Source organism: Cupriavidus sp. 22TCCZM04-2, assembly GCF_057798895.1.
Map to the genome: position 1 here is coordinate 83,050 of NZ_JBYOJS010000020.1, position 26,011 is coordinate 109,060.

Sequence of the window (26,011 nt, forward strand, 5' to 3'; positions counted from 1 at the left end):
CCTTACGTCCCGACCTGGCGCACCACGAAATTGGTGGCGATCGGCAGCTTGGCAGCGGCGAGGCGGAACGCCTCACGTGCCAGATCTTCGCTCACACCATCCATCTCGTAGAGCATCTTGCCCGGCTGGATTTCAGCCACGTAGTACTCCGGATTGCCCTTACCGTTACCCATACGGACTTCAGCGGGCTTCTTCGAGATCGGCTTGTCCGGGAAGATACGGATCCAGATGCGGCCGCCACGCTTGATGTGACGGGTCATCGCACGACGTGCCGACTCGATCTGACGAGCGGTCAGGCGGCCACGGCCCATGGCCTTCAGGCCGAATTCGCCGAAAGACACGGCGTTGCCACGGGTAGCCTTACCCGTGTTGCGGCCTTTCTGCTCCTTGCGGTACTTTCTGCGCTTAGGTTGCAGCATCGTTATTCTCCACTCTTCGCATCTGCGCCAGGCGCAGCGCGGCGACCGGCACCGGCGCCACCGCGACGGTTGCCACCCGGGCGGCCTTCGCCTTCACGGCGGCGGCCTTCCGGACGACCCGGACGACGACGACGGTCGTCTTGCGGCTCTTCCACCACCGGCGCGTCATTGCGGCCGAGGTGATCACCCTTGTAGACCCACACCTTGACACCGATGATGCCGTAGGTGGTTTCTGCTTCGGAGAAGCCGTAGTCGATGTCGGCGCGCAGGGTGTGCAGGGGCACACGGCCTTCGCGGTACCACTCGGTACGTGCGATTTCGATACCGTTCAGACGGCCGGCGCTCATGATCTTGATGCCCTGGGCGCCCAGACGCATGGCGTTCTGCATGGCGCGCTTCATGGCGCGGCGGAACATGATGCGGCGTTCGAGCTGCTGGGTGATCGAATCGGCGATCAGCTGAGCATCGGTTTCCGGCTTGCGGATTTCCTCGATGTTCACGTGCACGGGCACGCCCATGCGACGCTGCAGTTCGGCCTTCAGCAGTTCGATGTCCTCGCCCTTCTTGCCGATCACCACGCCCGGACGCGAGCTGTAAATGGTGATGCGTGCATTGCGGGCCGGACGCTCGATGACCACGCGGCCAACCGATGCGTTCTTCAGCTTCTTCTTCAGGAAGTCGCGAACTTCGATGTCTTCCTTCAGCATGCCGGCAAACTTCGTGTTGTTGGCGTACCAACGCGAAGCCCAGTTACGGCTGACGGCCAGACGGAAGCCAGTCGGATGAATCTTCTGTCCCATCGTGACTCCTTAGTTGCCGAGCGTCACAGTGATGTGACACGTTTGTTTCTCGATGCGGTTGCCGCGGCCCTTTGCCCGTGCCGTGAAGCGCTTGAGCGAGGTTGCCTTGTCGACGTAGATCGATTTGACCTTGAGTTCGTCGATGTCGGCGCCTTCGTTGTGCTCGGCGTTGGCGATGGCCGATTCGACCACCTTCTTCACGATCCCGGCAGCCTTTTTCGGGCTGAAGGCCAGGACGTTGAGCGCACGCTCGATCGGCAGACCACGGATCTGGTCAGCGACCAGGCGCGTCTTCTGGGCGGAGATGCGGGCACCGCGATGAATCGCTTTCACTTCCATGATGGCACCTTACCTCTTCGCTTTCTTGTCAGCCGCGTGGCCCTTGAACGTGCGGGTGAGCGCAAATTCGCCGAGCTTGTGGCCAACCATGTTTTCCGTGACATACACCGGCACGTGTTGACGGCCGTTGTGCACGGCGATCGTCAGGCCAATGAAATCCGGCATGATGGTCGAGCGGCGCGACCATGTCTTAATGGGCTTCTTGTCCTTGCCGCCTACAGCCGCTTCCACCTTCTTCAGCAGGTGGGCGTCGCAGAACGGACCCTTTTTAGCGGAACGAGTCATATCTTTAGCTCCTACCTACCGATTAGCGCTTGTGGCGCTTCTGGACGATCATGCTGTCCGTGCGCTTGTTGCTGCGGGTGCGGTAGCCCTTGGCCGGGGTACCCCACGGCGACACAGGATCGCGACCAGCAGCGGTCTTGCCCTCACCACCACCGTGCGGGTGGTCGACCGGGTTCATCACAACGCCGCGGACCGTCGGGCGGATACCGCGCCAACGGGTCGCACCGGCCTTGCCGATGACGCGCAGGCTGTGCTCTTCGTTGCCCACTTCACCGATGGTGGCGCGGCATTCGATATGCACGCGACGCACTTCACCGGAGCGCAGACGCACCTGGGCGTACAGACCTTCACGAGCCAGCAGCACGGCGGAACCGCCAGCGGCACGGGCAACCTGAGCGCCCTTGCCCGGCATGATTTCCACGTTGTTGATCGTGGTACCAACCGGAATGTTGCGAATCGGCAGGTTGTTGCCAGCCTTGATCGGGGCTTCTGCACCGTTCATCAGCGCCTGACCGGCAATCATGCCCTTGGTCGCGATGATGTAGCGGCGCTCGCCGTCGGCGAACAGCACCAGCGCAATGTTCGCGCTGCGGTTCGGATCGTATTCCAGGCGCTCGACCTTGGCGGCGATGCCGTCCTTGTCGTTGCGCTTGAAGTCCACCACGCGGTAGTGGTGCTTATGACCACCGCCCTTGTGGCGGGTGGTGATATGACCGTTGTTGTTACGGCCCGACTTCTGGAATTGCTTTTCCAGCAGCGGAGCGTGGGGTGCGCCCTTGTGAAGGTCTTTGTTGACCACCTTCACCATCGAGCGACGACCCGGGGAAGTCGGCTTGGTCTTGACGAGTGCCATGATTACTTGGCCTCCGCTTCAAAATTGATTTCCTGACCCGGCTTCAGCGAAACGTAGGCCTTCTTCACGTGGTTGCGACGCCCCATGAAACGGCCAAAGCGCTTTTGCTTGCCCTTCTGGTTCAGGATCTGAACGGACTGCACCTCGACCTTGAACAGCAGTTCGACGGCGGCCTTCACTTCTGCCTTGTTGGCATCGCGAGCCACTTCGAACACGACTTGTTCGTTCTTGTCGGCGACCAGGGTTGCCTTTTCGGAAACCACCGGCGCGAGCAGCACCTGCATCAAACGATGATCGTTCTTGGCTACTTGCGTCATTTCAGCAACTCCTCGATCTGCGCGACGGCTGCCTTGGTCACCAGCACTTTCTTGTAGTGCACGAGCGACAGCGGGTCGGCCTGGCGCGGCTCGACAACTGCCACGTGCGGCAGGTTGCGCGAAGCCAGGTAGAGGTTTTCGTCGAGGCTGTCGGTGATGATCAGCACCGAGTCCAGGCCCATGGCCTTGAACTTGTCGGCCAAGAGCTTGGTCTTGGGCGCTTCGACGGTGAAACCGTCCACCACATTGATACGGCCTTCACGTGCGAGCTGCGAGTAAATCGAGCGCATGCCGGCACGGAACATCTTCTTGTTGACCTTCTGGGTGAAGTTCTCTTCCGGCGAATTCGGGAAGATACGACCACCCCCACGCCACAGCGGCGAGGACGACATACCGGCACGAGCACGGCCCGTACCCTTCTGGCGCCACGGCTTCTTGGTCGTGTGCTTGACCTCTTCACGATCCTTCTGCTTACGGTTGCCGCTGCGAGCGTTGGCCTGGTAAGCGACGACGATCTGGTGAACGAGGGCCTCGTTGTAGTCACGGCCGAACACTTCGGCAGAGGCGTCTACGCCCGCGCCGATCTGGCCATTGTCCTGGAGGAGCTTGAGTTCCATTGCTTCCGCTCCTTAAGCTTTGGCTTTGGCCTTGACGGCCGGGGTAACGATGACCTTGCCGCCCTTGGAGCCAGGGATCGCGCCCTTGACCAGCAGCAGCTTGCGCTCTGCGTCGATCTTGGCGATCTCCAGGTTCTGCACGGTGCGGGTGGCATCGCCCAGGTGACCGGTCATGCGCTTGCCCGGGAACACGCGGCCCGGATCCTGCGCCATACCGATCGAGCCCGGCACGTTGTGCGAGCGCGAGTTACCGTGGGTGGCACGGCCGGATGCGAAGTGGTGACGCTTGATGGTACCGGCGTAGCCCTTACCGATCGTCACGCCCTGCACGTCGATCTTCTGACCGACTTCGAACAGGTCGACCGACAGCGAACCGCCAGCTTGCAGTTCGGCAGCCTTGGCTGCATCGATACGGAATTCGCGGATGATTTCGCCAGCTTCCACACCGGCTTTGGCGAGGTGACCCGCCAGCGGCTTGGTAACGCGGCTTGCGCGTCGGGCGCCGAAGGTGACTTGAACGGCGGTATAACCGTCGGTCTCGTCCGTCTTGATTTGCGTCACGCGGTTGTCGCCGACCTCGACCACGGTAACGGGAATCGAATCACCGTCGTCCGTGAAAATACGGGTCATGCCAACCTTGCGACCTACAAGGCCTAGGCTCATGGTTTGCTCCATTCCCAGCTGCGATTGGCCGGGGCTGATTGATACACGAAAACTGTGTTTGCGCAGTTGCGCTGCATTTGCGCTTAAAAGGGCTGCGCTAAAGAAGGCTGCGCGAGGCCAAAATGGCCAACCCACTACCCGGAGAAACGGGTAGCCTTGCACTATAGCCCAGCGCTTTGGAAAGGGCAACATGAATTGCCGAATTCCGCCGTGAATTGCGTTCGGAGCAACGGCATCCAGTGGAATTGCGGCGCAAAGTCGACTTTCGGCGGCATGATGGCCGCCGAAGCACGCAGTTCAGGCCGCGAGCAGAATGAAATCCCCGCCTGCGCGTCCTTGCGACGATGCGGGCGTGGCTGATAGGCACGGCCAACCATCGCAAACGGTGGCGTCAGCCACAAAACAAAAACGGCGAACCGAAGTTCGCCGTTTCTTTCTGCACCGGGCCGCAGGCGGCCCGAAGCCATTACACCTTGATCTCGACGTCCACGCCTGCCGGCAGGTCGAGCTTCATCAGCGCGTCGACGGTCTTGTCGGTCGGGTCGACGATGTCCATCAGGCGCTGGTGAGTGCGGATCTCGAACTGATCACGGCTGGTCTTGTTGACGTGCGGCGAACGCAGGATGTCAAAGCGCTGGATGCGGGTCGGCAGGGGCACCGGGCCCTTGACGATCGCACCGGTACGCTTGGCGGTATCCACGATTTCGGCTGCCGACTGGTCGATCAGGCGATAGTCGAAAGCCTTCAGGCGGATACGGATCTTCTGGTTCTGCATGATATTTCCTTAAAAGAGCGATGGGCAATGTGCCCGGATCAAAGGGGACATGCCCGCGGGCATGTCCCAGGAAGTTGCTTAGTCGAGGATCTTTGCCACGACGCCGGCGCCGACGGTACGGCCGCCTTCGCGGATTGCGAAGCGCAGGCCTTCTTCCATGGCGATCGGGGCGATCAGCTTGACGGTGATCGACACGTTGTCACCCGGCATCACCATTTCCTTGTCCGCCGGCAGCTCGATCGAGCCGGTCACGTCGGTGGTACGGAAGTAGAACTGCGGGCGGTAGTTGTTGAAGAACGGGGTGTGACGGCCGCCTTCGTCCTTCGACAGAATGTACACCTCGCCGGTGAAGTGGGTGTGCGGCTTGATCGAACCCGGCTTGCACAGCACCTGGCCGCGCTCGACGTCTTCACGCTTGGTGCCGCGCAGCAGCAGACCGACGTTGTCGCCAGCCTGGCCCTGGTCCAGCAGCTTGCGGAACATTTCCACGCCGGTGCAGGTGGTCTTGACCGTCGGCTTGATACCAACGATTTCGATTTCTTCGCCGACCTTGATCACGCCACGCTCGATACGGCCGGTCACCACGGTGCCGCGACCCGAGATCGAGAACACGTCTTCCACCGGCATCAGGAACGTACCGTCCACGGCGCGCTCCGGCGTCGGGATGTAGGTGTCCAGCGCGTCGGCCAGGTTCATGATGGCCACTTCGCCCAGCTCGCCCTTGTCGCCTTCCAGCGCCAGCTTGGCCGAACCCTTGATGATCGGGGTGTCGTCGCCGGGGAACTCGTACTTCGACAGCAGCTCGCGAACTTCCATCTCGACCAGCTCGAGCAGTTCCGCGTCGTCCACCATGTCGCACTTGTTCAGGAACACGATGATGTACGGCACGCCAACCTGGCGGGCCAGCAGGATGTGCTCGCGCGTTTGCGGCATCGGGCCGTCAGCGGCCGAGCAAACCAGGATCGCGCCGTCCATCTGGGCGGCACCCGTGATCATGTTCTTCACGTAGTCGGCGTGGCCCGGGCAGTCAACGTGCGCGTAGTGGCGGTTGGCCGTTTCGTACTCGACGTGGGCGGTATTGATGGTAATACCGCGTGCCTTTTCTTCCGGCGCTGCGTCGATTTCGTCGTACTTCTTGGCGGCACCGCCAAACTTCGCTGCCAGCACCGTGGCGATCGCTGCGGTCAGCGTGGTCTTGCCATGGTCAACGTGACCAATCGTACCAACGTTCACGTGCGGCTTGGTCCGCTCGAACTTTTCCTTTGCCATTTTTCAGCTCCTGATAGGAATGCAATCTTGTTGTTTCATCGCGCCGCCGCACCGGCTGGCGCGGCGGCGAACTTCCAATTACTTGCCCTTGGCCGTCATCACGGCTTCGGCGATGTTCTTCGGTGCTTCAGCGTAGTGCTTGAATTCCATCGTGTACGTGGCGCGGCCTTGCGTGGCCGAGCGCAGCGACGTGGAATAACCGAACATTTCCGACAGCGGGACTTCGGCCTTGATGATCTTGCCGCCGCCCACCATGTCGTCCATGCCCTGCACGATGCCGCGGCGGGACGACAGGTCGCCCATCACGGTACCGGTGTAGTCTTCCGGCGTTTCCACTTCCACGGCCATCATCGGCTCGAGCAGAACCGGGCTGGCCTTGCGCATGGCTTCCTTGAAAGCCATCGAGCCGGCCATGCGGAACGCGTTTTCGTTCGAGTCCACGTCGTGGTACGAACCAAACGTCAGCGTGACCTTCACGTCCACCACCGGGAAGCCAGCCAGGATGCCGTTCGGCAGCGTGTCGACGATACCCTTTTCGACTGCCGGGATGTATTCGCGAGGAATCACACCGCCCTTGATGGCGTCGATGAACTCGAAGCCCTTGCCCGGCTCTTGCGGTTCCAGCGTGATGACAGCGTGACCGTACTGGCCGCGGCCGCCCGACTGCTTGACGAACTTGCCTTCGACGCCTTCGGCCGTCTTGCGAATGGTTTCGCGGTAGGCCACTTGCGGCGCGCCGATGTTGGCTTCCACGCCGAATTCGCGCTTCATGCGGTCGACCAGAATTTCGAGGTGGAGCTCGCCCATGCCCGAAATGATGGTCTGGCCCGATTCTTCATCGGTACGCACGCGGAACGACGGATCTTCGGCGGCCAGGCGGTTCAGGGCGATGCCCATCTTTTCCTGGTCAGCCTTGGTCTTCGGCTCGACAGCCTGCGAGATCACCGGCTCCGGGAACACCATGCGCTCGAGCACGATCGGTGCAGCCGGATCGCACAGCGTGTCGCCCGTGGTGGCGTCCTTCAAACCCACTGCAGCGGCGATGTCGCCGGCCAGCACTTCCTTGATTTCTTCGCGCTGGTTGGCGTGCATCTGCAGAATACGGCCCAGGCGTTCCTTCTTGCCCTTGACCGGGTTGTAGACGGTGTCGCCCGAGTTGATCTTGCCCGAGTAGACGCGGAAGAAGATCAGCTGGCCCACGAACGGGTCGGTCATGATCTTGAACGCCAGTGCCGAGAACTTTTCGGTGTCGTCAGCCTTGCGCTCGAGCTTCTTCTCGCTGTCGTCTTCGTCCGTACCCGTAACCGGCGGAATGTCGACCGGCGACGGCAGGAAGTCGATCACGGCGTCCAGCATACGCTGCACGCCCTTGTTCTTGAACGCGGTGCCGCACAGCATCGGCTGGATTTCGCAGGCGATGGTACGGTCACGCAGCGCCTTGACGATCTCGGCGCGGGTCAGCTCTTCGCCGCCCAGGTACTTTTCCATCAGCTCTTCGCTGGCTTCGGCGGCGGACTCGACCATCTTCTCGCGCCATTCGGCAGCGGTGTCCTGCAGTTCGGCCGGGATGTCCTGGTATTCGAACTTCACGCCCTGGCTGGCTTCGTCCCAGACGATCGCCTTCATTTCCAGCAGATCGACAACGCCCTGGAAGCCGTCTTCAGCGCCGATCGGCACCACGACGGGCACCGGGTTGGCCTTCAGGCGGGTCTTCAGCTGGTCGTAGACCTTGAAGAAGTTCGCGCCGGTACGGTCCATCTTGTTGACGAACGCCAGACGCGGCACCTTGTACTTGTTGGCCTGGCGCCACACGGTTTCCGACTGGGGCTGCACACCACCCACGGCGCAGTACACCATGCAGGCACCGTCCAGCACGCGCATGGAACGCTCCACCTCGATGGTGAAGTCCACGTGTCCCGGGGTGTCGATGATGTTGAAGCGGTGCTCCGGGTAGTTACCCGCCATGCCCTTCCAGAAGGCAGTCGTCGCAGCCGAGGTGATCGTGATGCCACGCTCCTGCTCCTGCTCCATCCAGTCCATGGTGGCCGCGCCGTCGTGCACTTCACCGATCTTGTGGTTCACACCGGTGTAGAACAGGATACGTTCGGTCGTGGTGGTTTTACCCGCGTCAATGTGAGCGGAAATACCGATATTGCGGTAGCGCTCAATAGGAGTCTTACGAGCCACTTTAATCCTCTATTCGTTCGTGAGGCGCCGGCATCTCATGCCGCGCGCCCTTAACACAAACGGGCGAGATGTGTAAAAACACAGCCCGCCCGGCAACCAACAGTGTTTTCGCGCGCCTTAGAAGCGGAAGTGCGAGAACGCCTTGTTGGCTTCGGCCATGCGGTGCACTTCGTCGCGCTTCTTCATCGCGCCGCCACGGCCTTCCGATGCTTCCAGCAGCTCACCTGCCAGGCGCAGCGCCATCGACTTCTCGCTGCGTTTCTTCGCGGCCTCGCGCAGCCAACGCATCGCCAATGCCAAACGACGCGACGGACGGACTTCGACCGGAACCTGATAGTTGGCGCCGCCCACGCGACGGCTCTTCACTTCCACCACCGGCTTCACGTTGTTGATCGCAACGGAGAACACTTCGATGGGGGCCTTGCCTGCCTTCTTTTCGATCTGGTCGAACGCGCCGTACACGATACGTTCGGCAACCGACTTCTTGCCGTCCAGCATCAGCACGTTCATGAACTTGGCAACTTCAACGTTACCGAACTTCGGATCAGGCAGAACGTCCCGCTTGGGGACTTCACGACGACGTGGCATCTTCTTTCCTTTAGATTCAGTTGAGAGCGCGGTTTGTTGTCTCCGCTCTCCGGCCACCAACTAGCTTGCATGCATGAACAGCAAATTCGCCGGGTGACCACTTACTCGACGGCACGGCGCACAAAAACGCTCCGTTGTACCGCCGCCTTTTGACAGTTCCGTGACACTTGCCACCGACTGTCGCTTGTTGCTTGCGATAAAAGCTTAGGCAGCCTTCGGACGCTTCGCACCGTACTTCGAACGGGCCTGCTTGCGGTCCTTCACGCCTTGCAGGTCCAGCGAGCCACGGACGATGTGGTAACGCACACCCGGCAAGTCCTTCACACGACCGCCGCGGATCAGCACGACCGAGTGTTCCTGCAGGTTGTGGCCTTCACCGCCGATGTACGAAATAACTTCGAAACCGTTGGTCAGGCGCACCTTGGCGACCTTACGCAGTGCCGAGTTCGGCTTCTTCGGCGTCGTGGTGTACACGCGGGTGCACACGCCGCGACGCTGCGGGCAGTTCTCAAGTGCCGGGCTCTTGCTCTTGATGACTTCAGAGACGCGCGGCTTGCGAACCAGTTGGTTGATAGTTGGCATTGTTCAATCCAGCTTGGTTTTACGAAAAACACCTCTTACGCCCGGCAGAACCGGGAAAGAGGCAACTACGGGTTTTGGGCGGGAGAGGTGAGCGGGCGCTCAAGGGAGGGGACTGTGCGGTAACAGCATTCCAAAGAGCGCGAGCCGGCACCCGGATCCCGCATCTGCCGCCGCCGGACTGCCGAAGCGATCCGGAAGGCTTGCCGGGCAGCGGATCAAAGTCCACATAGCCGACGGGCGAGCGAAATCCAAAGCCAAAAACTCGAATCTGGCATGGTAGCAGCGGAATCGTATACGGTCAAGCCGTATACCCGATGCTGTCCGACGCGCCTAAACGCGGTTCAGCGTATCGACGATGGCCTGGCCGTAGCGTTCGAGCTTCGATGCACCAATCCCGGGAATGCCCTCCATGGCCGACAGGGAATCCGGCGCGGTGCGGGCCAGTTCGGCCAGCGTGGCGTCGTGGAAGATGACGTAGGCCGGCACGCCATGCTCGCGCGCAGCATCGGTGCGCCAGCGGCGCAGGGCTTCCCAGTTGGCCAGCGTGCCGGCGTCCATGTCGGCGGTATGGTCGGTGCGGGCGCCACGTGCGGCACGCTCCCCGGACTTGCCGGGTTTCGTCGCCTGCCGGCGCAGGATGATCTGCCGCCCACCCTTGAGCACTTCGCGCGCGCCCTCGCCCAGCAGCAGCGCGCCGTGGCCGCCATGGTCGATCACGAGCAAACCCTGGGCAATCAGCTGGCGAAAGACGGTGTGCCATTCGTGGACGGTGCGGTCCTTGCCGATGCCGAAGGTCGAGACCTTGTCGTGGCCCCACTGCCTGATCTTTTCCGAGGCATTGCCACGCAGCACATCGATCAGGTGGGTAGCGCCGAAATGCAGCCGGCTGGCCTGCGCCGTGCGGTAGACGCAGGACAGCGCCATCTGCGCTTCGCGCGTGCCGTCCCAGGTGGCGGGCGGCTCCAGACAGGTATCGCAGTTGCCGCAAGGTTCGCTGGCCTCGTCGAAGTAGGCCAGGATGCGCACACGCCGGCAGCCCGCCGTCTCGCACAATCCCAGCAACGCATCGAGCTTCGACGATGACACGCGCTTGAAGGCGTCGTCGGCCTCGGATTCGTCGATCATGCGCTTCTGCTGCACCACGTCGCCGAGACCGTAGGCCATCCAGGCATTGGCCGGCAGACCATCACGGCCGGCGCGGCCGGTCTCCTGGTAGTAGCCCTCCATGCTCTTGGGCAGGTCCAGGTGAGCGACGAAGCGTACGTCAGGCTTGTCGATGCCCATGCCGAAGGCGATCGTAGCGACCATCACCAGGCCTTCCTCTTCGCGAAAGCGCGCCTGGTGGCGCTGTCGCGTGGCTGCCTCCATGCCGGCGTGATACGGCAGCGCATTGATGCCATGCCCCTGCAGCCACTCGGCAGTGTCCTCCACCTTCTTGCGCGACAGGCAATAGACGATGCCGCTGTCATGCGTGCCATCTGCGGCGGTGTGCTCGGCCTTGATGAAGGCCAGCAACTGCTGCCGGGCATTGTCCTTCTCGACGATCCGGTAGCGGATATTCGGGCGGTCGAAGCTGGAGACGAAGACTCGCGCGTCATCCAGCGCCAGGCGCTCGATGATCTCGTCGCGCGTTACCGCGTCCGCCGTGGCGGTCAGTGCGATGCGCGGCACGTGCGGGAAACGCTCGTGCAGCACCGACAGCTGGATGTATTCGGGCCGGAAATCATGGCCCCACTGCGACACGCAGTGCGCCTCGTCGATCGCGAACAGACCGACACGCGTGCGTTCAAGCAGATCGAGAAAGCGCGGCGTCATGAGACGTTCCGGCGCGACGTAGAGAACTTCGAGGCGGCCTGCCAGCAGGTCGCGCTCGAGCGCGGAAGCCTCTGACCCGGTCAGCGTGGAATTGAGTGCGGAGGCACGCACCCCGGCTTCGGTCAGCGCGGCAACCTGGTCCTGCATCAGCGCGATCAGCGGCGACACCACGATACCGACGCCCTGGCCGGCGCGTTGCCGTAGCAGCGCCGGGATCTGGTAGCAAAGCGACTTGCCGCCGCCGGTCGGCATCAGGACGAGGCAATCGCCACCCGACGCGACGTGATCGATGATTTCGCCCTGGCGTCCGCGGAAGGCGTGGTAGCCGAAGACATCCTTGAGGATCGCCAGTGCTTGCGACATGGACAACGGAATAGCGGTAGCCGGAAAAGCCGTAACCATACACTAAGAACGCGGCGCACCGCCCTTGCAGGACCAACTGTCGGAGGTTTCTTACTGCCATGTCAGCACTGCAATACAAGGCTGCCGGCAAGCACCGGCCGTAGGGGCGATATCCCAGACGAAAAAAAAGCCCGGCTGGATCAGCCGGGCTTCTGGTCCGCCTTGGCGGCGGAGCGCTACTGCATGGATCAGGCGTTGTCGCCTTCACCCTCCGTCGCCTGCACCACCGGCGGCGGCTCGATGAAGAGCGACTGCTCTTCTTCGGAGATCGCCTGGGCGCGTTCGCGTTCGGCCGATTCGCGTGCCTTGCGGGCACGGTGGTAGGCCAGGCCGGTACCGGCCGGGATCAGACGGCCAACGATCACGTTTTCCTTCAGACCACGCAGGTCGTCGGTCTTGCCCATGATCGCGGCTTCGGTCAGCACGCGCGTGGTTTCCTGGAACGATGCCGCCGAGATGAAGCTGTCGGTCGACAGCGACGCCTTGGTAATACCCAGCAGCAGGTTCTCGTAGGTCGCCGGACGCTTGCCTTCGGCGATCACGCGATCGTTCTCGTCGAGCAGCTCCGAACGCTCCACCTGTTCACCCGGGATGAACTTGGTGTCGCCCACGTCAGCGACCTGAACACGACGCAGCATCTGGCGAACGATCACCTCGATGTGCTTGTCGTTGATCTTCACGCCCTGCAGACGGTACACGTCCTGGACTTCGTCGACGATGTAGTGCGCCAGCTCTTCGATGCCCTTCAGGCGCAGGATGTCGTGCGGATCCGCCGGACCTTCCACGATCATTTCGCCCTTGTTCACCACCTGGCCGTCGTGCACCAGCACCTGCTTTTCCTTCGCGATCAGGAACTCGTGGGCATTGCCGTCCAGGTCGGTGATGACCAGGCGCTGCTTGCCCTTCGTGTCCTTGCCGAACGAGGTCGTGCCGGTGACTTCCGCCAGCACGGCGGCGTCCTTCGGCGAACGCGCTTCGAACAGTTCGGCCACACGCGGCAGACCACCGGTAATGTCACGGGTCTTCTGCGATTCGGTCGGGATACGTGCGAGCACTTCACCGACGTGAACCTGCTGGCCGTCCTTCACGGTAATCAGCGCGCCAACCTGGAAGCCGATGGTCACGGAGTGGTCCGTGCCCGGGATCTTCACTTCCTGGCCGTTCGCGTCGAGCAGTTTCACCTGCGGGCGAATGCCCTTGGTGGCAGCCGTGCGGCGCTTGGCGTCGATCACCACGAGGGTCGACAGGCCGGTGACTTCGTCCATCTGCTTGGCGACGGTCACGCCTTCTTCCACGTTCTCGAACTTGGTCGTGCCGGTGTATTCCGAAACGATCGGTCGAGTCAGTGCATCCCAGGTAGCCAGCTGCGTGCCAGCCTTGATGGCCTGGCCGTCCTGCACCAGCAGCGTGGCGCCGTACGGGATCTTGTGGCGCTCGCGCTCGCGGCCGTGGTCGTCGGTGATCAGCGCTTCGCCCGAACGCGAGATGACGATCAGCTCGCCCTTCGCATTGGTGACATAGCGCATGGTCGCCGTGAAACGCACGGTACCGGTTGCCTTCGCTTCCACGCTCGATGCCACGGCCGCACGCGATGCCGCACCACCGATGTGGAACGTACGCATGGTCAGCTGCGTGCCCGGCTCACCGATCGACTGGGCGGCAATCACGCCCACCGCTTCGCCGGAGTTCACCATCACGCCGCGGCCGAGGTCACGGCCATAGCACTTGGCGCACAGGCCGTAGCGCGTATCGCACGACAGCGGCGTGCGCACCTTGACTTCATCCACGCCGATCGCGTCGATCAGGTCGACCAGGTCTTCGTCCAGCAGCGTGCCGGTCTCGATCGCGGTCTCCTGGGTTTCAGGGTTCACCACGTCGGCCACTGTCACACGACCCAGAATTCGGTCGCGCAGGGCTTCGATCACTTCACCGCCTTCGACCAGGGCCTTCATGGCCACGCCGTTGGAGGTGCCGCAATCGTCTTCCACCACGACCAGGTCCTGCGTCACGTCGACCAGACGACGGGTCAGGTAACCCGAGTTCGCGGTCTTCAGTGCCGTATCGGCCAGGCCCTTACGGGCGCCGTGGGTCGAGATGAAGTACTGCAGAACGTTCAGGCCTTCACGGAAGTTCGCCGTAATCGGCGTTTCAATGATCGAGCCATCCGGCTTTGCCATCAGGCCACGCATACCGGCCAGCTGGCGGATCTGCGCTGCGGAACCCCGTGCGCCCGAGTCGGCCATCATGTAGATGGAGTTGAACGACTCTTGCTTGACGGTGTTGCCGTTGCGGTCGACCACGTCTTCGTGCTGGAGCTGCTCCATCATCGCCTTGCCCACCTGGTCGCCGGCGGCGCCCCAGATGTCCACGACGTTGTTGTAACGCTCCTGGTCCGTCACCAGACCCGACATGTACTGCTTGTCGTATTCCTTCACCTTGGCCGAGGCCTCGGAGATGATCTTCTCCTTCAGCGGCGGCACCAGCATGTCGTCGATCGCGATCGAGATACCGGCGCGCGTCGCCAGGCGGAAGCCCGACTGCAGCAGCTTGTCGGCGAAGATCACGGTCTCGCGCAGGCCGCACTTGCGGAACGCGGTGTTGATCAGGCGCGAGATTTCCTTCTTCTTCAGCGGCTTGTTCAGCACCGAGAACGGCAGGCCCTTCGGCAGGATCTCGGACAGGATCGAGCGGCCAACCGTGGTCGCCTGCAGCGTGATCTTCGGTGCGAAACGCGCGTCGCCTTCGGCGTCCTTGTCGACCAGCTCATACTCGGTGATACGCACGTTCACGCGGGAAGCCAGTTCGACTTCCTTGTTCTCGTAGGCGCGGATCACTTCGCTGATGTCGGCGAAGGTCATGCCTTCGCCCTTGCCGTTGATCTTGTCGCGGGTCGTGTAGTACAGACCCAGCACCACGTCTTGCGACGGCACGATCGACGGGTCGCCGTTGGCCGGGAACAGCACGTTGTTGGAGGCCAGCATCAGCGTGCGGGCTTCCATCTGCGCTTCCAGCGACAGCGGGACGTGAACAGCCATCTGGTCACCGTCGAAGTCAGCGTTGAACGCTGCGCAGACCAGCGGGTGCAGCTGGATGGCCTTGCCTTCGATCAGCACCGGCTCGAACGCCTGAATGCCCAGGCGGTGCAGCGTCGGCGCGCGGTTCAGCATCACCGGGTGCTCGCGGATCACCTCTTCGAGGATGTCCCACACCACCGGCGTCTGGCTTTCCACTTCCTTCTTCGCCGCCTTGATGGTGGTGGCGATGCCCATCGTTTCCAGCTTGTGGAAGATGAACGGCTTGAACAGCTCGAGCGCCATCAGCTTGGGCAGGCCGCACTGGTGCAGCTTGAGCGTCGGGCCCACCACGATGACCGAACGGCCCGAGTAGTCGACGCGCTTGCCCAGCAGGTTCTGACGGAAACGGCCGCCCTTGCCCTTGATCATTTCGGCCAGGGACTTCAGGGGACGCTTGTTGGCGCCGGTCATCGCCTTGCCGCGACGGCCGTTGTCCAGCAGCGAGTCAACCGCTTCCTGCAGCATGCGCTTTTCGTTGCGCACGATGATCTCGGGCGCCTTCAGTTCCAGCAGGCGCTTCAGGCGGTTGTTACGGTTGATGACGCGGCGATACAGGTCGTTCAGGTCCGAGGTCGCGAAGCGGCCGCCGTCCAGCGGCACCAGCGGGCGCAGCTCGGGCGGGAGCACCGGCAGCACTTCGAGGATCATCCACTCGGGCTTGATGCCCGAACGCTGGAAGGCCTCGAGCACCTTCAGGCGCTTGGCGAACTTCTTGATCTTGGCTTCGGAGCCGGTGGCCTGCAGTTCGGCGCGGATCTGTTCGATCTGCTTCTCGATGTCGATGCCGCGCAGCAATTCACGGATGCCCTCGGCACCCATCATGGCGACGAACTCGCCCTCGCCGTACTCGTCGCACTTCGCCAGGTAGTCGTCTTCCGACATGATCTGGCTCTTCTTGAGCGGAGTCATGCCGGGTTCGAGCACCACGAATGCCTCGAAGTACAGCACGCGCTCGATATCGCGCAGCGTCATGTCCAGGACCATGCCCAGACGCGACGGCAGCGACTTCAGGAACCAGATGTGCGCGGTCGGCGCGGCCAGTTCGATGTGGCCCATGCGCTCGCGGCGCACCTTGGCCAGCGTCACTTCAACGCCGCACTTCTCGCAGATGACGCCGCGGTGCTTCAGGCGCTTGTACTTGCCGCACAGGCACTCGTAGTCCTTGATCGGTCCAAAGATCTTGGCGCAGAACAGGCCGTCGCGTTCCGGCTTGAACGTACGGTAGTTGATCGTTTCCGGCTTCTTTACTTCGCCATACGACCACGAACGGATCTTGTCGGGCGATGCCAGGCCGATCTTGATCGCGTCGAACTGCTCTTCCTGCTGTACCTGCTTAAAGAGATCGAGCAATGCTTTCATTGCAACTCCTTGTTTCGCCGCCGCCCCGGAGTCTGTCCGGTGCAGCGGCATTCAATCCTGTGGGAAATCCTGCGCTGGTGGGCGCCCGCCGTGGCCGGCGCCCGATCGTCTCGATCAGTAGCGATCGAGGTCGATGTCGATACCCAGCGAGCGGATTTCCTTCACCAGCACGTTGAACGATTCCGGCATGCCGGCATCGATCGAGTGCTCGCCCTTGACGATGTTTTCGTACACCTTGGTACGGCCGTTCACGTCATCGGACTTGACGGTCAGCATTTCCTGCAGCACGTACGATGCGCCGTAGGCTTCCAGCGCCCACACTTCCATCTCACCGAAACGCTGGCCACCGAACTGCGCCTTACCACCCAGCGGCTGCTGCGTGACGAGCGAGTACGGGCCGGTCGAACGCGCGTGCATCTTGTCGTCGACCAGGTGGTGCAGCTTCAGCATGTGCATCACACCCAGCGTAACCGGACGCTCGAACGCCTCACCGGTGCGGCCGTCGAACAGCGTGACCTGTTGCTTGGAAGCGGTCAGGCCCTTCTCCTTCGCGATCTCTTCCGGATAAGCGAGGTCCAGCATGCGGCGGATTTCATCCTCATGCGCACCATCGAACACCGGCGTCGCGAACGGCACGCCCTTCTTCAGGTTCTCGGCCAGTTCCAGGACTTCCGAGTCCGACAGGCTGTCGAGGTCTTCGACCTTGCCGCTCTCGTTGTAGATCTGCGTGAGCAGCTTGCGCAGTTCGGCTGCCTTGGCTTGCGCCTTGAGCATGTTGCCGATGCGTTCGCCCAGACCGCGCGCAGCCCAGCCCAGGTGGGTCTCGAGAATCTGACCCACGTTCATCCGCGAAGGCACGCCCAGCGGGTTCAGCACGATGTCGGCAGGCGTACCGTCGGCCATGTAGGGCATGTCTTCGATCGGCGTGATCTTGGACACGACGCCCTTGTTGCCGTGACGGCCTGCCATCTTGTCGCCAGGCTGCAGGCGGCGCTTGACGGCCAGGTAAACCTTGACCATCTTGATCACGCCCGGCGGCAGTTCGTCGCCCTGCGTGAGCTTCTTGCGCTTCTCTTCGAAGGCCAGGTCGAACTCGTGGCGCTTCTGCTCGATGGCTTCCTTGACGGCTTCCAGCTGGGCAGCCACTTCCTCGTCGGCCGGACGGATGTCGAACCAGTGGTACTTGTCGATTTCCGCCAGGTATTCCTTGGTCAGCTTCGCGCCCTTGGCCAGCTTCTTCGGACCGCCATTGACGGTCTTGTCGACGAGCAGACGCTCCAGACGCTGGAACGCGTCGCCTTCCACGATACGCAGCTGGTCGTTCAGGTCCAGGCGGTAGCGCTTCAGTTCGTCGTCGATGATCGACTGGGCACGCTTGTCACGGGTCACGCCTTCGCGGGTGAAGACCTGGACGTCGATCACGATGCCGCTCATGCCCGACGGCACGCGCAGCGAGGTGTCCTTCACATCCGAAGCCTTCTCGCCGAAGATCGCGCGCAGCAGCTTCTCTTCCGGCGTCAGCTGGGTCTCGCCCTTCGGCGTGACCTTGCCCACCAGCACGTCGCCGGCTTCGACTTCGGCGCCGATGTAGGTGATGCCCGACTCGTCCAGGCGAGCCAGCTGGGCTTCGGCCAGGTTCGAGATGTCGCGCGTGATTTCTTCCGGTCCGAGCTTGGTGTCGCGGGCAACGACCGACAGTTCCTCAATGTGGATCGAGGTGTAGCGGTCTTCGGCCACCACGCGCTCCGAGATCAGGATCGAATCCTCGAAGTTGTAGCCGTTCCAGGGCATGAACGCGACCAGCATGTTCTGGCCGAGCGCGAGCTCGCCCAGGTCGGTCGAGGCGCCATCGGCCACGACGTCGCCGCGGGCCACGTGGTCGCCCACCTTGACCATCGGACGCTGGTTGATGTTCGTGTTCTGGTTCGAACGCGTGTACTTGATCAGGTTGTAGATGTCCACGCCGACTTCACCGGCCACGGCTTCGTCGTCGTTCACGCGGATCACGATACGCATCGCGTCGACATAGTCGACCACGCCGCCGCGCATCGCCTGCACGGCGGTGCCCGAGTCGACCGCAACGGTGCGCTCAATGCCGGTACCGACCAGCGGCTTGTCCGGACGCAGGCAAGGCACGGCCTGACGCTGCATGTTCGCGCCCATCAGTGCACGGTTCGCGTCATCGTGTTCCAGGAACGGCACCAGCGACGCAGCGGCCGACACGATCTGCGACGGCGCCACGTCGATGTACTGCACGCGGTCCGGCGTCACCATACGGGTTTCACGCTCGGAGCCTTCACGCGCCGACACCAGTTCGTCGGTCAGGTTGCCTTCGGCGTCGACGGTCGCATTGGCCTGGGCCACCACGTACTTGCCTTCCTCGATCGCCGACAGGTAGTCGACCTGGTCGGTCAGCTTGCTGTTCTCGACCTTGCGGTACGGGGTTTCCAGGAAGCCGTACTCGTTCAGGCGGGCATACAGTGCCAGCGAGTTGATCAGGCCAATGTTCGGGCCTTCCGGCGTTTCGATCGGACACACGCGGCCGTAGTGGGTCGGGTGCACGTCGCGGACTTCAAAGCCGGCGCGCTCGCGCGTCAGACCGCCCGGGCCAAGAGCCGAAACACGGCGCTTGTGGGTGATTTCCGACAGCGGATTGGTCTGGTCCATGAACTGCGACAGCTGCGACGAACCGAAGAACTCGCGGATCGCCGACGAAATCGGCTTCGAGTTGATCAGGTCGTGCGGCATCAGGTTCTCGGTCTCGGCCTGGCCCAGACGTTCCTTGACGGCGCGCTCCACGCGCGACAGGCCGGCACGGAACTGGTTCTCGGCCAGTTCGCCGACGCAGCGCACGCGACGATTCCCCAGGTGGTCGATGTCATCGACCTCGCCCTTGCCGTTGCGCAGGTTGACCAGGATCTTGATGGTCTCGAGGATGTCCTCGTCCTGCAGCACCATGCTGCCCTCGCCGGTCGGGCGCGACAGACGGCTGTTGACCTTCATGCGGCCAACGCGCGACAGGTCATACGACTCTTCGCTGTAGAACAGGCGCTGGAACAGCGCTTCCACGGCGTCTTCGGTCGGCGGCTCGCCGGGGCGCATCATGCGGTAGATCGCGATACGCGCAGCGGTCTGGTCGGCGGTCTCGTCCACGCGCAGGGTCTGCGACATGTACGGGCCCTGGTCCAGGTCGTTGGTGTACAGCGTCTGGATCTGCTTGACGCCGGCTTCACGCAGGTTTTCGAGGACGGTCTCGGTCAGCTCGTCGTTGGCGTTGGCAATCACCTCGCCGGTATCCGGGTCGATGATGTTCTTCGCCAGCACGCGGCCCACCAGGTAGTCTTCGGGCACGCTGATCAGCTTGGTGCCAGCCGAATCCAGGTCACGGATATGCTTGGCGTTGATCCGCTTGTCCTTCTCGACCACGACACGGCCGTTCTTGTCGGCGATGTCAAAGCGCGCGACTTCACCGCGCAGGCGCTCGGGCACGAACTCGAGCTGCGCACCTTCCGACTGCAGCGTGAAGTTGTCGAACACGAAGAAGTGCGCCAGGATCTGCTCCGGCGTCAGGCCGATCGACTTCAGCAGGATCGTCACCGGCATCTTGCGGCGGCGGTCGACGCGGAAGTACAGGATGTCCTTCGGGTCGAACTCGAAGTCCAGCCACGAACCGCGGTAGGGAATGATACGTGCCGAGAACAGCAGCTTGCCCGAGCTGTGGGTCTTGCCCTTGTCGTGCTCGAAGAACACGCCCGGCGAGCGGTGCAGCTGCGACACGATGACACGCTCGGTGCCGTTGATCACAAACGAACCGGTGGAAGTCATGAGCGGAATCTCGCCCATGTAGACTTCCTGCTCCTTCACTTCCTTCACCTTGCCCGGGTTCTCGCGATCGTTGATGATCAGGCGAACCTTGGCGCGCAGGGCCGAATGGAACGTCAGGCCACGCTGCTGGCATTCCTTGACGTCGAACGGCGGATTGGACAGGTGATACGAGACAAACTCCATACGGGCAAGCCCGTTATGGGAGGCAATCGGGAAAATCGCGTTGAAAGCGGCCTGCAGGCCTTCGGTCTTGCGACGCGCGGTCGGCGTTTCCGCTTGCAAGAACTGGGTGTAGGATTCAATCTGGGTTGCAAGCAGGAATGGAACCTGATGAACCGTCGCGCGCTTCGCAAAGGATTTGCGAATGCGCTTCTTTTCGGTGAAGCTGTACGCCATGGGATCTCCGAATCATCGCAGGGCAGCTGGACCTGGCCGCGCCTGAGGTGTTCAGCGACTGGGAGGGGATTTGGCGGTTGGCCGCTACCAACCTCTGGCTGACGGTGTCCGCACGCTGCGGGCGGTGTGGTCAATGCATTAGCGCAAAGCCTGCACTCGCCCGGGGGACACCCGACCAAACTTGTCTTCTGCAGTCGGTTCAGAAGACAAACATCAGCAGCAACACGGTAGTTTGCCACTGATGTTTGGCGTCTGCTGAGACATCGGGCTTTTAACCCGCCTCACACACCTTTTTCATCACATTGGGCTGCCGCGAGTGGCCAATCAAACACACTCGCACAAGCGCAAAAAGGCTGGCGCCGGGAGTTTCCCTTTGCCAGCCCCATTCGCGTGCCGAAAAGGCACGCGAGCGATGCATTACTTGACGTCGACCTTCGCGCCAGCGTCTTCCAGCTTCTTCTTGGCTTCGGCAGCAGCAGCCTTGTCCACGCCTTCCTTGACAGCCTTCGGTGCGCCATCGACCAGGTCCTTGGCTTCCTTCAGGCCCAGGCCGGTGATTTCGCGAACAGCCTTAATCACGCCAACCTTGTTAGCGCCGACTTCGGCCAGGATCACGTTGAACTCGGTCTGCTCTTCAGCAGCGGCAGCACCGCCAGCGCCCGGGGCAGCAGCCACGGCCATAGCAGCGGCGGACACGCCAAACTTTTCTTCGAACGCCTTGACCAGGTCGTTCAGTTCCATCACGGACATCGCGCCAACGGCTTCCAGGATGTCGTCTTTAGTGATTGCCATTTGGATTACTCCTAAATTTGATTCGGTATCGGTATTGCGATCGGTATGCCCGATCTGTACGCAGCCTTAAGCAGCCGGGGCTTCCGCTTCTGCGGGAGCGCCTTCGCTATTCTTGGCAGCCAGGGCGGCCAGCAGACGGGCAAAGCCCGACACCGGTGCCTGCATCACGCCAAGCAGCTGAGCAATCAGTTCGTCGCGGCTCGGGATCGAGGCCAGCGCCTTGACGGCGGCAGCATCGAGCACACGGCCGTCATACGACCCAGCGCGCAGGACCAGCTTGTCGTTGGTCTTGGCAAAGTCGTTGAGAACCTTGGCCGAGGCCACTGCATCTTCGGAAATACCGTAGATCAGCGGACCGGTCATTTGCTCTGCGAGGCCAGCAAACGGCGTACCTTCCACAGCGCGGCGGGCCAGCGTGTTCTTCAGAACGCGCAGGTAGACGCCTTGCTGGCGGGCGGTCGCGCGCAGCTTGGTCAGATCGCCAACCGCGATGCCGCGATATTCGGCGACGACGATGGTCTGGGCTTTGGCGACTTGCGCCGAAACCTCAGCAACGACGGCCTTCTTATCTTCAATATTGAGTGGCACGGTTTAGCTCCAAAACGATGCTTGTCTTGCGACGCACATCAGTCCATACGAACGGCGACCGATTGGCCCGAATCATCCGGGTCTGGCCCGGCTTCATCAATCCCTTCGGGTGCGCCATCTGCGCTGGCGGGCCGGAAGCCGTCGCAGCGGGTTGCCCCGTCGCGTACGTACCGTCCGATTAAGCCCGCGTTCCCTGACTGCAGCAACGCGGACACCAGCGGTCTTTGATAACCAGTGATGCCTGCCGCGGCTTGCGCCTGCGACGGGCATCACTGCCCAAAGCCTTGCTCCATCCCTTGCGGTCCGGAGACAGTTCCTGCCGTCGGCAGGAACCTTCAATTCTTTTTGCTGACCGGCGTTATCGGGCTCCGGTCAGCCGAGTGCCGTCAGCTCAGGCCGACAGCGAAGCCTGCTCGACCCGCACGCCAACGCCCATGGTCGACGACACGGCGATCTTGCGCAGGTACACACCCTTGCTCGTAGCCGGCTTGGCCTTGACCAGAGCTTCCAGCAGTGCTGCCAGGTTGCTCTTCAGGGCGGTATCTTCAAACGAACGACGACCGATGGTGGCGTGGATAATACCGGCCTTGTCGACGCGGAACTGAACCTGACCGGCCTTGGCGTTCTTCACTGCCTGGGCGACGTCCGGGGTCACGGTGCCAACCTTCGGGTTCGGCATCAGGCCGCGCGGGCCCAGGATCTGACCCAGCGTACCGACGATACGCATCGTGTCCGGCGAAGCGATCACGACGTCGAAGTTCAGGTTGCCGGCCTTGACTTGCTCAGCCAGGTCTTCCATGCCAACGATGTCGGCACCAGCGGCCTTGGCGGCCTCGGCCTTGTCGCCCTGAGCGAACACAGCCACGCGCACCGACTTGCCGGTACCGGCAGGCAGCACCACGGAGCCACGAACAACCTGGTCCGACTTCTTGGCATCGATGCCCAGTTGCACGGCCACGTCGATCGACTCGTCGAACTTCGCCGAGGCGCAGCCCTTCACCAGGCCGAGGGCCTCGTCGATCGGGTAGAACTTGGTGCGCTCGATCTTTGCCTTGTTGGCAGCGACGCGCTTGGAAACCTTAGCCATTTACAGACCCTCCACGGTGATGCCCATCGAGCGAGCCGAACCGGCGATGGTACGCACGGCGGCGTCCAGATCGGCAGCGGTCAGGTCAGCGTTCTTGGCCTTGGCGATTTCTTCAGCCTGGGCGCGGGTGATCTTGCCAACCTTGTCGGTGTGCGGCTTCGGCGAACCCTTGGTGATGCCGGCGGCCTTCTTGATCAGCACGGTCGCGGGCGGCGACTTCATCACGAAGGTGAAGCTCTTGTCGGCGAAGGCGGTAATCACCACCGGCACCGGCAGACCGGGTTCCATGCCCTGGGTCTGGGCGTTGAACGCCTTGCAGAACTCCATGATGTTCAGACCACGCTGACCCAGTGCGGGACCAACGGGCGGGGAGGGATTTGCCTTACCAGCCGGAATCTGCAGCTTGATAAAGCCAATAATCTTCTTGGCCATTTCTACTCCAATCCAGATCACTCCGTTTCACGGAGATGATCCTGTTGAGTCGTAACGCGCTGTCGCCGCACTGTCGCGCGGCCTCACGCTCCTCTTGGCTCAGCCGTTTGGCTGCGCCTTTGCCGGTTGCTCGCCTTGCAGCAGGCAACCGGCAAATTCCTTACACCTTCTCGACCTGGCCGAACTCCAGCTCGACCGGCGTTGCACGTCCAAAGATCGTGACCGAGACGCGCAGGCGCGATTTCTCGTAATTCACTTCTTCCACGTTGCCGTTGAAGTCGGTGAACGGGCCGTCCTTGACGCGCACCATTTCGCCCACTTCGAACAGCGTCTTGGGACGCGGCTTCTCGACCCCTTCCTGCATCTGGGTCATGATCTTGTCGACTTCGCGCTGCGAGATCGGGCTCGGGCGGTTGCGGGCGCCGCCCACGAAACCAGTCACCTTGCTGGTGTTCTTCACCAGGTGCCACGTTTCGTCGGTCATTTCCATCTCGACCAGGACATAGCCCGGGAAGAAACGACGCTCGGTGACCGACTTATGGCCACCCTTGATTTCCACGACTTCTTCCGAAGGCACCAGGATGCGGCCAAACTTGTCCTGCATCTCGGCGCGCTCGATGCGTTCCTGCAGCGCGCGCTGCACGCTCTTCTCCATACCGGAGTATGCGTGCACGACATACCAGCGCTTCTTCGAGGAAGGCGATTCCGCGGCGGTGGTTTCCTGCTGGACGTTATCCGTCATGCGCTACCTCTTATTTCCAGCCCAGTACGAGCGAAAAGATGACCCACTCGATGAGCTTGTCTGCCGACCACAGGAACAAGGCCATCACAACGACGAAGGCGAACACCAGGCCCGTCATCTGTCCAGCTTCCTTGCGCGTCGGCCAGACGACCTTGCGAACTTCCCGGTACGATTCCTTGGCGAAGCCGATGAAATCCTTGCCCGGCACCGACACCAGCGCCACGACAACGCCCAGCGCGATACCCGCGAACAGCGCGGCGCCACGTACATAAGACGGTTGCTGCGCGAGTGCATAGAAACCGATGACGCCGGCAACCACAAGCAGGACCGCGACGCCAAGCAACCACTTGCCGCTATTGGCGTTTACGGTTTCGACATTGGGATTGGCCATGTTTCGCAAACGAGACTAAGCCGCGTCACGAAGGATCTTCGCGACGCGGCTGATTGATTTGGCAGGGGCAGAGGGAATCGAACCCCCAACCTTCGGTTTTGGAGACCGACGCTCTGCCAGTTGAGCTATACCCCTAAAACTACTTTGGGATCAGCAATGAAGCCAATCCCTCTGGCAACGAACGCGGCCGGTTGGTACCGCGTTCGCCTGATGCTGCGTGCTTAGTCGAGGATCTTTGCCACGACGCCGGCGCCGACGGTACGGCCACCTTCGCGGATTGCGAAGCGCAGGCCTTCTTCCATGGCGATCGGGGCGATCAGCTTGACGGTGATCGACACGTTGTCACCCGGCATCACCATTTCCTTGTCCGCCGGCAGCTCGATCGAGCCGGTCACGTCGGTGGTACGGAAGTAGAACTGCGGGCGGTAGTTGTTGAAGAACGGGGTGTGACGGCCGCCTTCGTCCTTCGACAGAATGTACACCTCGCCGGTGAAGTGGGTGTGCGGCTTGATCGAACCCGGCTTGCACAGCACCTGGCCGCGCTCGACGTCTTCACGCTTGGTGCCGCGCAGCAGCAGACCGACGTTGTCGCCAGCCTGGCCCTGGTCCAGCAGCTTGCGGAACATTTCCACGCCGGTGCAGGTGGTCTTGACCGTCGGCTTGATACCAACGATTTCGATTTCTTCGCCGACCTTGATCACGCCACGCTCGATACGGCCGGTCACCACGGTGCCGCGACCCGAGATCGAGAACACGTCTTCCACCGGCATCAGGAACGTACCGTCCACGGCGCGCTCCGGCGTCGGGATGTAGGTGTCCAGCGCGTCGGCCAGGTTCATGATGGCCACTTCGCCCAGCTCGCCCTTGTCGCCTTCCAGCGCCAGCTTGGCCGAACCCTTGATGATCGGGGTGTCGTCGCCGGGGAACTCGTACTTCGACAGCAGCTCGCGAACTTCCATCTCGACCAGCTCGAGCAGTTCCGCGTCGTCCACCATGTCGCACTTGTTCAGGAACACGATGATGTACGGCACGCCAACCTGGCGGGCCAGCAGGATGTGCTCGCGCGTTTGCGGCATCGGGCCGTCAGCGGCCGAGCAAACCAGGATCGCGCCGTCCATCTGGGCGGCACCCGTGATCATGTTCTTCACGTAGTCGGCGTGGCCCGGGCAGTCAACGTGCGCGTAGTGGCGGTTGGCCGTTTCGTACTCGACGTGGGCGGTATTGATGGTAATACCGCGTGCCTTTTCTTCCGGCGCTGCGTCGATTTCGTCGTACTTCTTGGCGGCACCGCCAAACTTCGCTGCCAGCACCGTGGCGATCGCTGCGGTCAGCGTGGTCTTGCCATGGTCAACGTGACCAATCGTACCAACGTTCACGTGCGGCTTGGTCCGCTCGAACTTTTCCTTTGCCATTT

The 26,011-nt window shown here is 62.1% G+C and carries 23 protein-coding genes and 1 tRNA gene; all 24 read right to left on the reverse strand.

Annotated features, from left to right (window positions below; all coding sequences use genetic code 11):
• Nucleotides 1–2 precede the first annotated feature (2 nt).
• The 24 genes from rplP to tuf (AC3FKG_RS24640) all read right to left on the reverse strand — a co-directional run bounded on the left by rplP (nucleotide 3) and on the right by tuf (AC3FKG_RS24640) (nucleotide 26,009).
• Nucleotides 3–419, reverse strand: coding sequence for a 50S ribosomal protein L16 (gene rplP, locus AC3FKG_RS24525; protein WP_010812391.1), 417 nt, complete (start codon nucleotides 417–419; stop codon nucleotides 3–5).
• Between the two features lie 2 nt (nucleotides 420–421).
• A complete protein-coding gene (gene rpsC, locus AC3FKG_RS24530; RefSeq protein ID WP_483709646.1) occupies nucleotides 422–1,219 on the reverse strand; it encodes a 30S ribosomal protein S3 in 798 nt (265 codons plus the stop codon).
• Nucleotides 1,220–1,228: 9 nt separating this feature from the next.
• On the reverse strand, nucleotides 1,229–1,558 hold the full coding sequence (gene rplV / locus AC3FKG_RS24535) for a 50S ribosomal protein L22 (RefSeq protein ID WP_224081396.1): 330 nt from the start codon (nucleotides 1,556–1,558) through the stop codon (nucleotides 1,229–1,231).
• 9 nt (nucleotides 1,559–1,567) lie between these two features.
• Entirely contained in the window at nucleotides 1,568–1,843 is a 276-nt protein-coding gene (gene rpsS / locus AC3FKG_RS24540; RefSeq protein ID WP_483709647.1) for a 30S ribosomal protein S19, read from the reverse strand.
• Between the two features lie 22 nt (nucleotides 1,844–1,865).
• Complete coding sequence (gene rplB, locus AC3FKG_RS24545; protein ID WP_483709648.1) at nucleotides 1,866–2,696, reverse strand: 50S ribosomal protein L2; 831 nt, start codon at nucleotides 2,694–2,696, stop codon at nucleotides 1,866–1,868.
• A gap of 2 nt (nucleotides 2,697–2,698) precedes the next feature.
• Nucleotides 2,699–3,013, reverse strand: a complete 315-nt coding sequence (rplW, locus tag AC3FKG_RS24550; RefSeq protein WP_006576245.1) for a 50S ribosomal protein L23 — start codon at nucleotides 3,011–3,013, stop codon at nucleotides 2,699–2,701.
• On the reverse strand, nucleotides 3,010–3,630 hold the full coding sequence (rplD, locus tag AC3FKG_RS24555) for a 50S ribosomal protein L4 (protein WP_483709649.1): 621 nt from the start codon (nucleotides 3,628–3,630) through the stop codon (nucleotides 3,010–3,012). Before rplD ends, rplW begins: the two co-directional genes overlap by 4 nt.
• A 12-nt stretch (nucleotides 3,631–3,642) precedes the next feature.
• Complete coding sequence (gene rplC / locus AC3FKG_RS24560) at nucleotides 3,643–4,293, reverse strand: 50S ribosomal protein L3 (RefSeq protein ID WP_483711562.1); 651 nt, start codon at nucleotides 4,291–4,293, stop codon at nucleotides 3,643–3,645.
• Nucleotides 4,294–4,759: 466 nt separating this feature from the next.
• The gene (gene rpsJ / locus AC3FKG_RS24565) at nucleotides 4,760–5,068 is read right to left on the reverse strand and encodes a 30S ribosomal protein S10 (protein ID WP_006160488.1); all 309 of its coding nucleotides are present in this window, start codon (nucleotides 5,066–5,068) and stop codon (nucleotides 4,760–4,762) included.
• Between the two features lie 78 nt (nucleotides 5,069–5,146).
• Nucleotides 5,147–6,337, reverse strand: a complete 1,191-nt coding sequence (tuf, locus tag AC3FKG_RS24570) for an elongation factor Tu (protein WP_464221500.1) — start codon at nucleotides 6,335–6,337, stop codon at nucleotides 5,147–5,149.
• 78 nt (nucleotides 6,338–6,415) lie between these two features.
• The gene (gene fusA / locus AC3FKG_RS24575; RefSeq protein ID WP_483709650.1) at nucleotides 6,416–8,524 is read right to left on the reverse strand and encodes an elongation factor G; all 2,109 of its coding nucleotides are present in this window, start codon (nucleotides 8,522–8,524) and stop codon (nucleotides 6,416–6,418) included.
• Nucleotides 8,525–8,641: 117 nt separating this feature from the next.
• Entirely contained in the window at nucleotides 8,642–9,112 is a 471-nt protein-coding gene (gene rpsG / locus AC3FKG_RS24580) for a 30S ribosomal protein S7 (RefSeq protein WP_010810459.1), read from the reverse strand.
• Between the two features lie 204 nt (nucleotides 9,113–9,316).
• Complete coding sequence (gene rpsL, locus AC3FKG_RS24585) at nucleotides 9,317–9,694, reverse strand: 30S ribosomal protein S12 (RefSeq protein ID WP_006576501.1); 378 nt, start codon at nucleotides 9,692–9,694, stop codon at nucleotides 9,317–9,319.
• A 330-nt stretch (nucleotides 9,695–10,024) separates the two neighbouring features.
• Nucleotides 10,025–11,872 (reverse strand): DNA helicase RecQ, encoded by a 1,848-nt coding sequence (gene recQ / locus AC3FKG_RS24590; RefSeq protein ID WP_488744365.1) that lies wholly within the window; start codon nucleotides 11,870–11,872, stop codon nucleotides 10,025–10,027.
• 227 nt (nucleotides 11,873–12,099) lie between these two features.
• A complete protein-coding gene (gene rpoC / locus AC3FKG_RS24595; RefSeq protein ID WP_483709653.1) occupies nucleotides 12,100–16,344 on the reverse strand; it encodes a DNA-directed RNA polymerase subunit beta' in 4,245 nt (1,414 codons plus the stop codon).
• 114 nt (nucleotides 16,345–16,458) lie between these two features.
• The gene (rpoB, locus tag AC3FKG_RS24600) at nucleotides 16,459–20,565 is read right to left on the reverse strand and encodes a DNA-directed RNA polymerase subunit beta (protein ID WP_483709654.1); all 4,107 of its coding nucleotides are present in this window, start codon (nucleotides 20,563–20,565) and stop codon (nucleotides 16,459–16,461) included.
• A 417-nt stretch (nucleotides 20,566–20,982) separates the two neighbouring features.
• Nucleotides 20,983–21,357 carry a 50S ribosomal protein L7/L12 gene (gene rplL / locus AC3FKG_RS24605; RefSeq protein WP_011299320.1) on the reverse strand — a complete coding sequence of 125 codons (375 nt, stop codon included), beginning with the start codon at nucleotides 21,355–21,357 and terminating at the stop codon, nucleotides 20,983–20,985.
• 66 nt (nucleotides 21,358–21,423) lie between these two features.
• Nucleotides 21,424–21,945 carry a 50S ribosomal protein L10 gene (rplJ, locus tag AC3FKG_RS24610; protein ID WP_483709656.1) on the reverse strand — a complete coding sequence of 174 codons (522 nt, stop codon included), beginning with the start codon at nucleotides 21,943–21,945 and terminating at the stop codon, nucleotides 21,424–21,426.
• Nucleotides 21,946–22,336: 391 nt separating this feature from the next.
• Nucleotides 22,337–23,032, reverse strand: coding sequence for a 50S ribosomal protein L1 (rplA, locus tag AC3FKG_RS24615; protein ID WP_483709657.1), 696 nt, complete (start codon nucleotides 23,030–23,032; stop codon nucleotides 22,337–22,339).
• Entirely contained in the window at nucleotides 23,033–23,464 is a 432-nt protein-coding gene (rplK, locus tag AC3FKG_RS24620; RefSeq protein WP_010810467.1) for a 50S ribosomal protein L11, read from the reverse strand.
• A gap of 160 nt (nucleotides 23,465–23,624) precedes the next feature.
• A complete protein-coding gene (gene nusG, locus AC3FKG_RS24625; protein ID WP_039011257.1) occupies nucleotides 23,625–24,206 on the reverse strand; it encodes a transcription termination/antitermination protein NusG in 582 nt (193 codons plus the stop codon).
• Nucleotides 24,207–24,216: 10 nt separating this feature from the next.
• On the reverse strand, nucleotides 24,217–24,597 hold the full coding sequence (gene secE / locus AC3FKG_RS24630) for a preprotein translocase subunit SecE (RefSeq protein WP_483709659.1): 381 nt from the start codon (nucleotides 24,595–24,597) through the stop codon (nucleotides 24,217–24,219).
• A 59-nt stretch (nucleotides 24,598–24,656) separates the two neighbouring features.
• Nucleotides 24,657–24,732: transfer RNA gene (locus AC3FKG_RS24635), tRNA-Trp, on the reverse strand.
• 86 nt (nucleotides 24,733–24,818) lie between these two features.
• Nucleotides 24,819–26,009, reverse strand: a complete 1,191-nt coding sequence (tuf, locus tag AC3FKG_RS24640) for an elongation factor Tu (RefSeq protein WP_464221500.1) — start codon at nucleotides 26,007–26,009, stop codon at nucleotides 24,819–24,821.
• Between the last annotated feature and the right edge of the window lie 2 nt (nucleotides 26,010–26,011).

Excerpts from the sequence above, each read along its gene's own strand:
- rpoC (WP_483709653.1), bottom strand. The coding sequence starts at position 16,344 with ATGAAAGCATTGCTCGATCTCTTTAAGCAGGTACAGCAGGAAGAGCAG.
- rpsJ (WP_006160488.1), bottom strand. The coding sequence starts at position 5,068 with ATGCAGAACCAGAAGATCCGTATCCGCCTGAAGGCTTTCGACTATCGC.
- rpsC (WP_483709646.1), bottom strand. The coding sequence starts at position 1,219 with ATGGGACAGAAGATTCATCCGACTGGCTTCCGTCTGGCCGTCAGCCGT.
- nusG (WP_039011257.1), bottom strand. The coding sequence starts at position 24,206 with ATGACGGATAACGTCCAGCAGGAAACCACCGCCGCGGAATCGCCTTCC.
- rplW (WP_006576245.1), bottom strand. The coding sequence starts at position 3,013 with ATGACGCAAGTAGCCAAGAACGATCATCGTTTGATGCAGGTGCTGCTC.
- rplA (WP_483709657.1), bottom strand. The coding sequence starts at position 23,032 with ATGGCTAAGGTTTCCAAGCGCGTCGCTGCCAACAAGGCAAAGATCGAG.
- rpsL (WP_006576501.1), bottom strand. The coding sequence starts at position 9,694 with ATGCCAACTATCAACCAACTGGTTCGCAAGCCGCGCGTCTCTGAAGTC.
- tuf (WP_464221500.1), bottom strand. The coding sequence starts at position 26,009 with ATGGCAAAGGAAAAGTTCGAGCGGACCAAGCCGCACGTGAACGTTGGT.
- recQ (WP_488744365.1), bottom strand. The coding sequence starts at position 11,872 with ATGTCGCAAGCACTGGCGATCCTCAAGGATGTCTTCGGCTACCACGCC.
- rplB (WP_483709648.1), bottom strand. The coding sequence starts at position 2,696 with ATGGCACTCGTCAAGACCAAGCCGACTTCCCCGGGTCGTCGCTCGATG.
- secE (WP_483709659.1), bottom strand. The coding sequence starts at position 24,597 with ATGGCCAATCCCAATGTCGAAACCGTAAACGCCAATAGCGGCAAGTGG.
- rplC (WP_483711562.1), bottom strand. The coding sequence starts at position 4,293 with ATGAGCCTAGGCCTTGTAGGTCGCAAGGTTGGCATGACCCGTATTTTC.
- rpoB (WP_483709654.1), bottom strand. The coding sequence starts at position 20,565 with ATGGCGTACAGCTTCACCGAAAAGAAGCGCATTCGCAAATCCTTTGCG.
- rplK (WP_010810467.1), bottom strand. The coding sequence starts at position 23,464 with ATGGCCAAGAAGATTATTGGCTTTATCAAGCTGCAGATTCCGGCTGGT.
- rpsS (WP_483709647.1), bottom strand. The coding sequence starts at position 1,843 with ATGACTCGTTCCGCTAAAAAGGGTCCGTTCTGCGACGCCCACCTGCTG.
- rplL (WP_011299320.1), bottom strand. The coding sequence starts at position 21,357 with ATGGCAATCACTAAAGACGACATCCTGGAAGCCGTTGGCGCGATGTCC.
- rplP (WP_010812391.1), bottom strand. The coding sequence starts at position 419 with ATGCTGCAACCTAAGCGCAGAAAGTACCGCAAGGAGCAGAAAGGCCGC.
- tuf (WP_464221500.1), bottom strand. The coding sequence starts at position 6,337 with ATGGCAAAGGAAAAGTTCGAGCGGACCAAGCCGCACGTGAACGTTGGT.
- rplD (WP_483709649.1), bottom strand. The coding sequence starts at position 3,630 with ATGGAACTCAAGCTCCTCCAGGACAATGGCCAGATCGGCGCGGGCGTA.
- rplV (WP_224081396.1), bottom strand. The coding sequence starts at position 1,558 with ATGGAAGTGAAAGCGATTCATCGCGGTGCCCGCATCTCCGCCCAGAAG.
- rpsG (WP_010810459.1), bottom strand. The coding sequence starts at position 9,112 with ATGCCACGTCGTCGTGAAGTCCCCAAGCGGGACGTTCTGCCTGATCCG.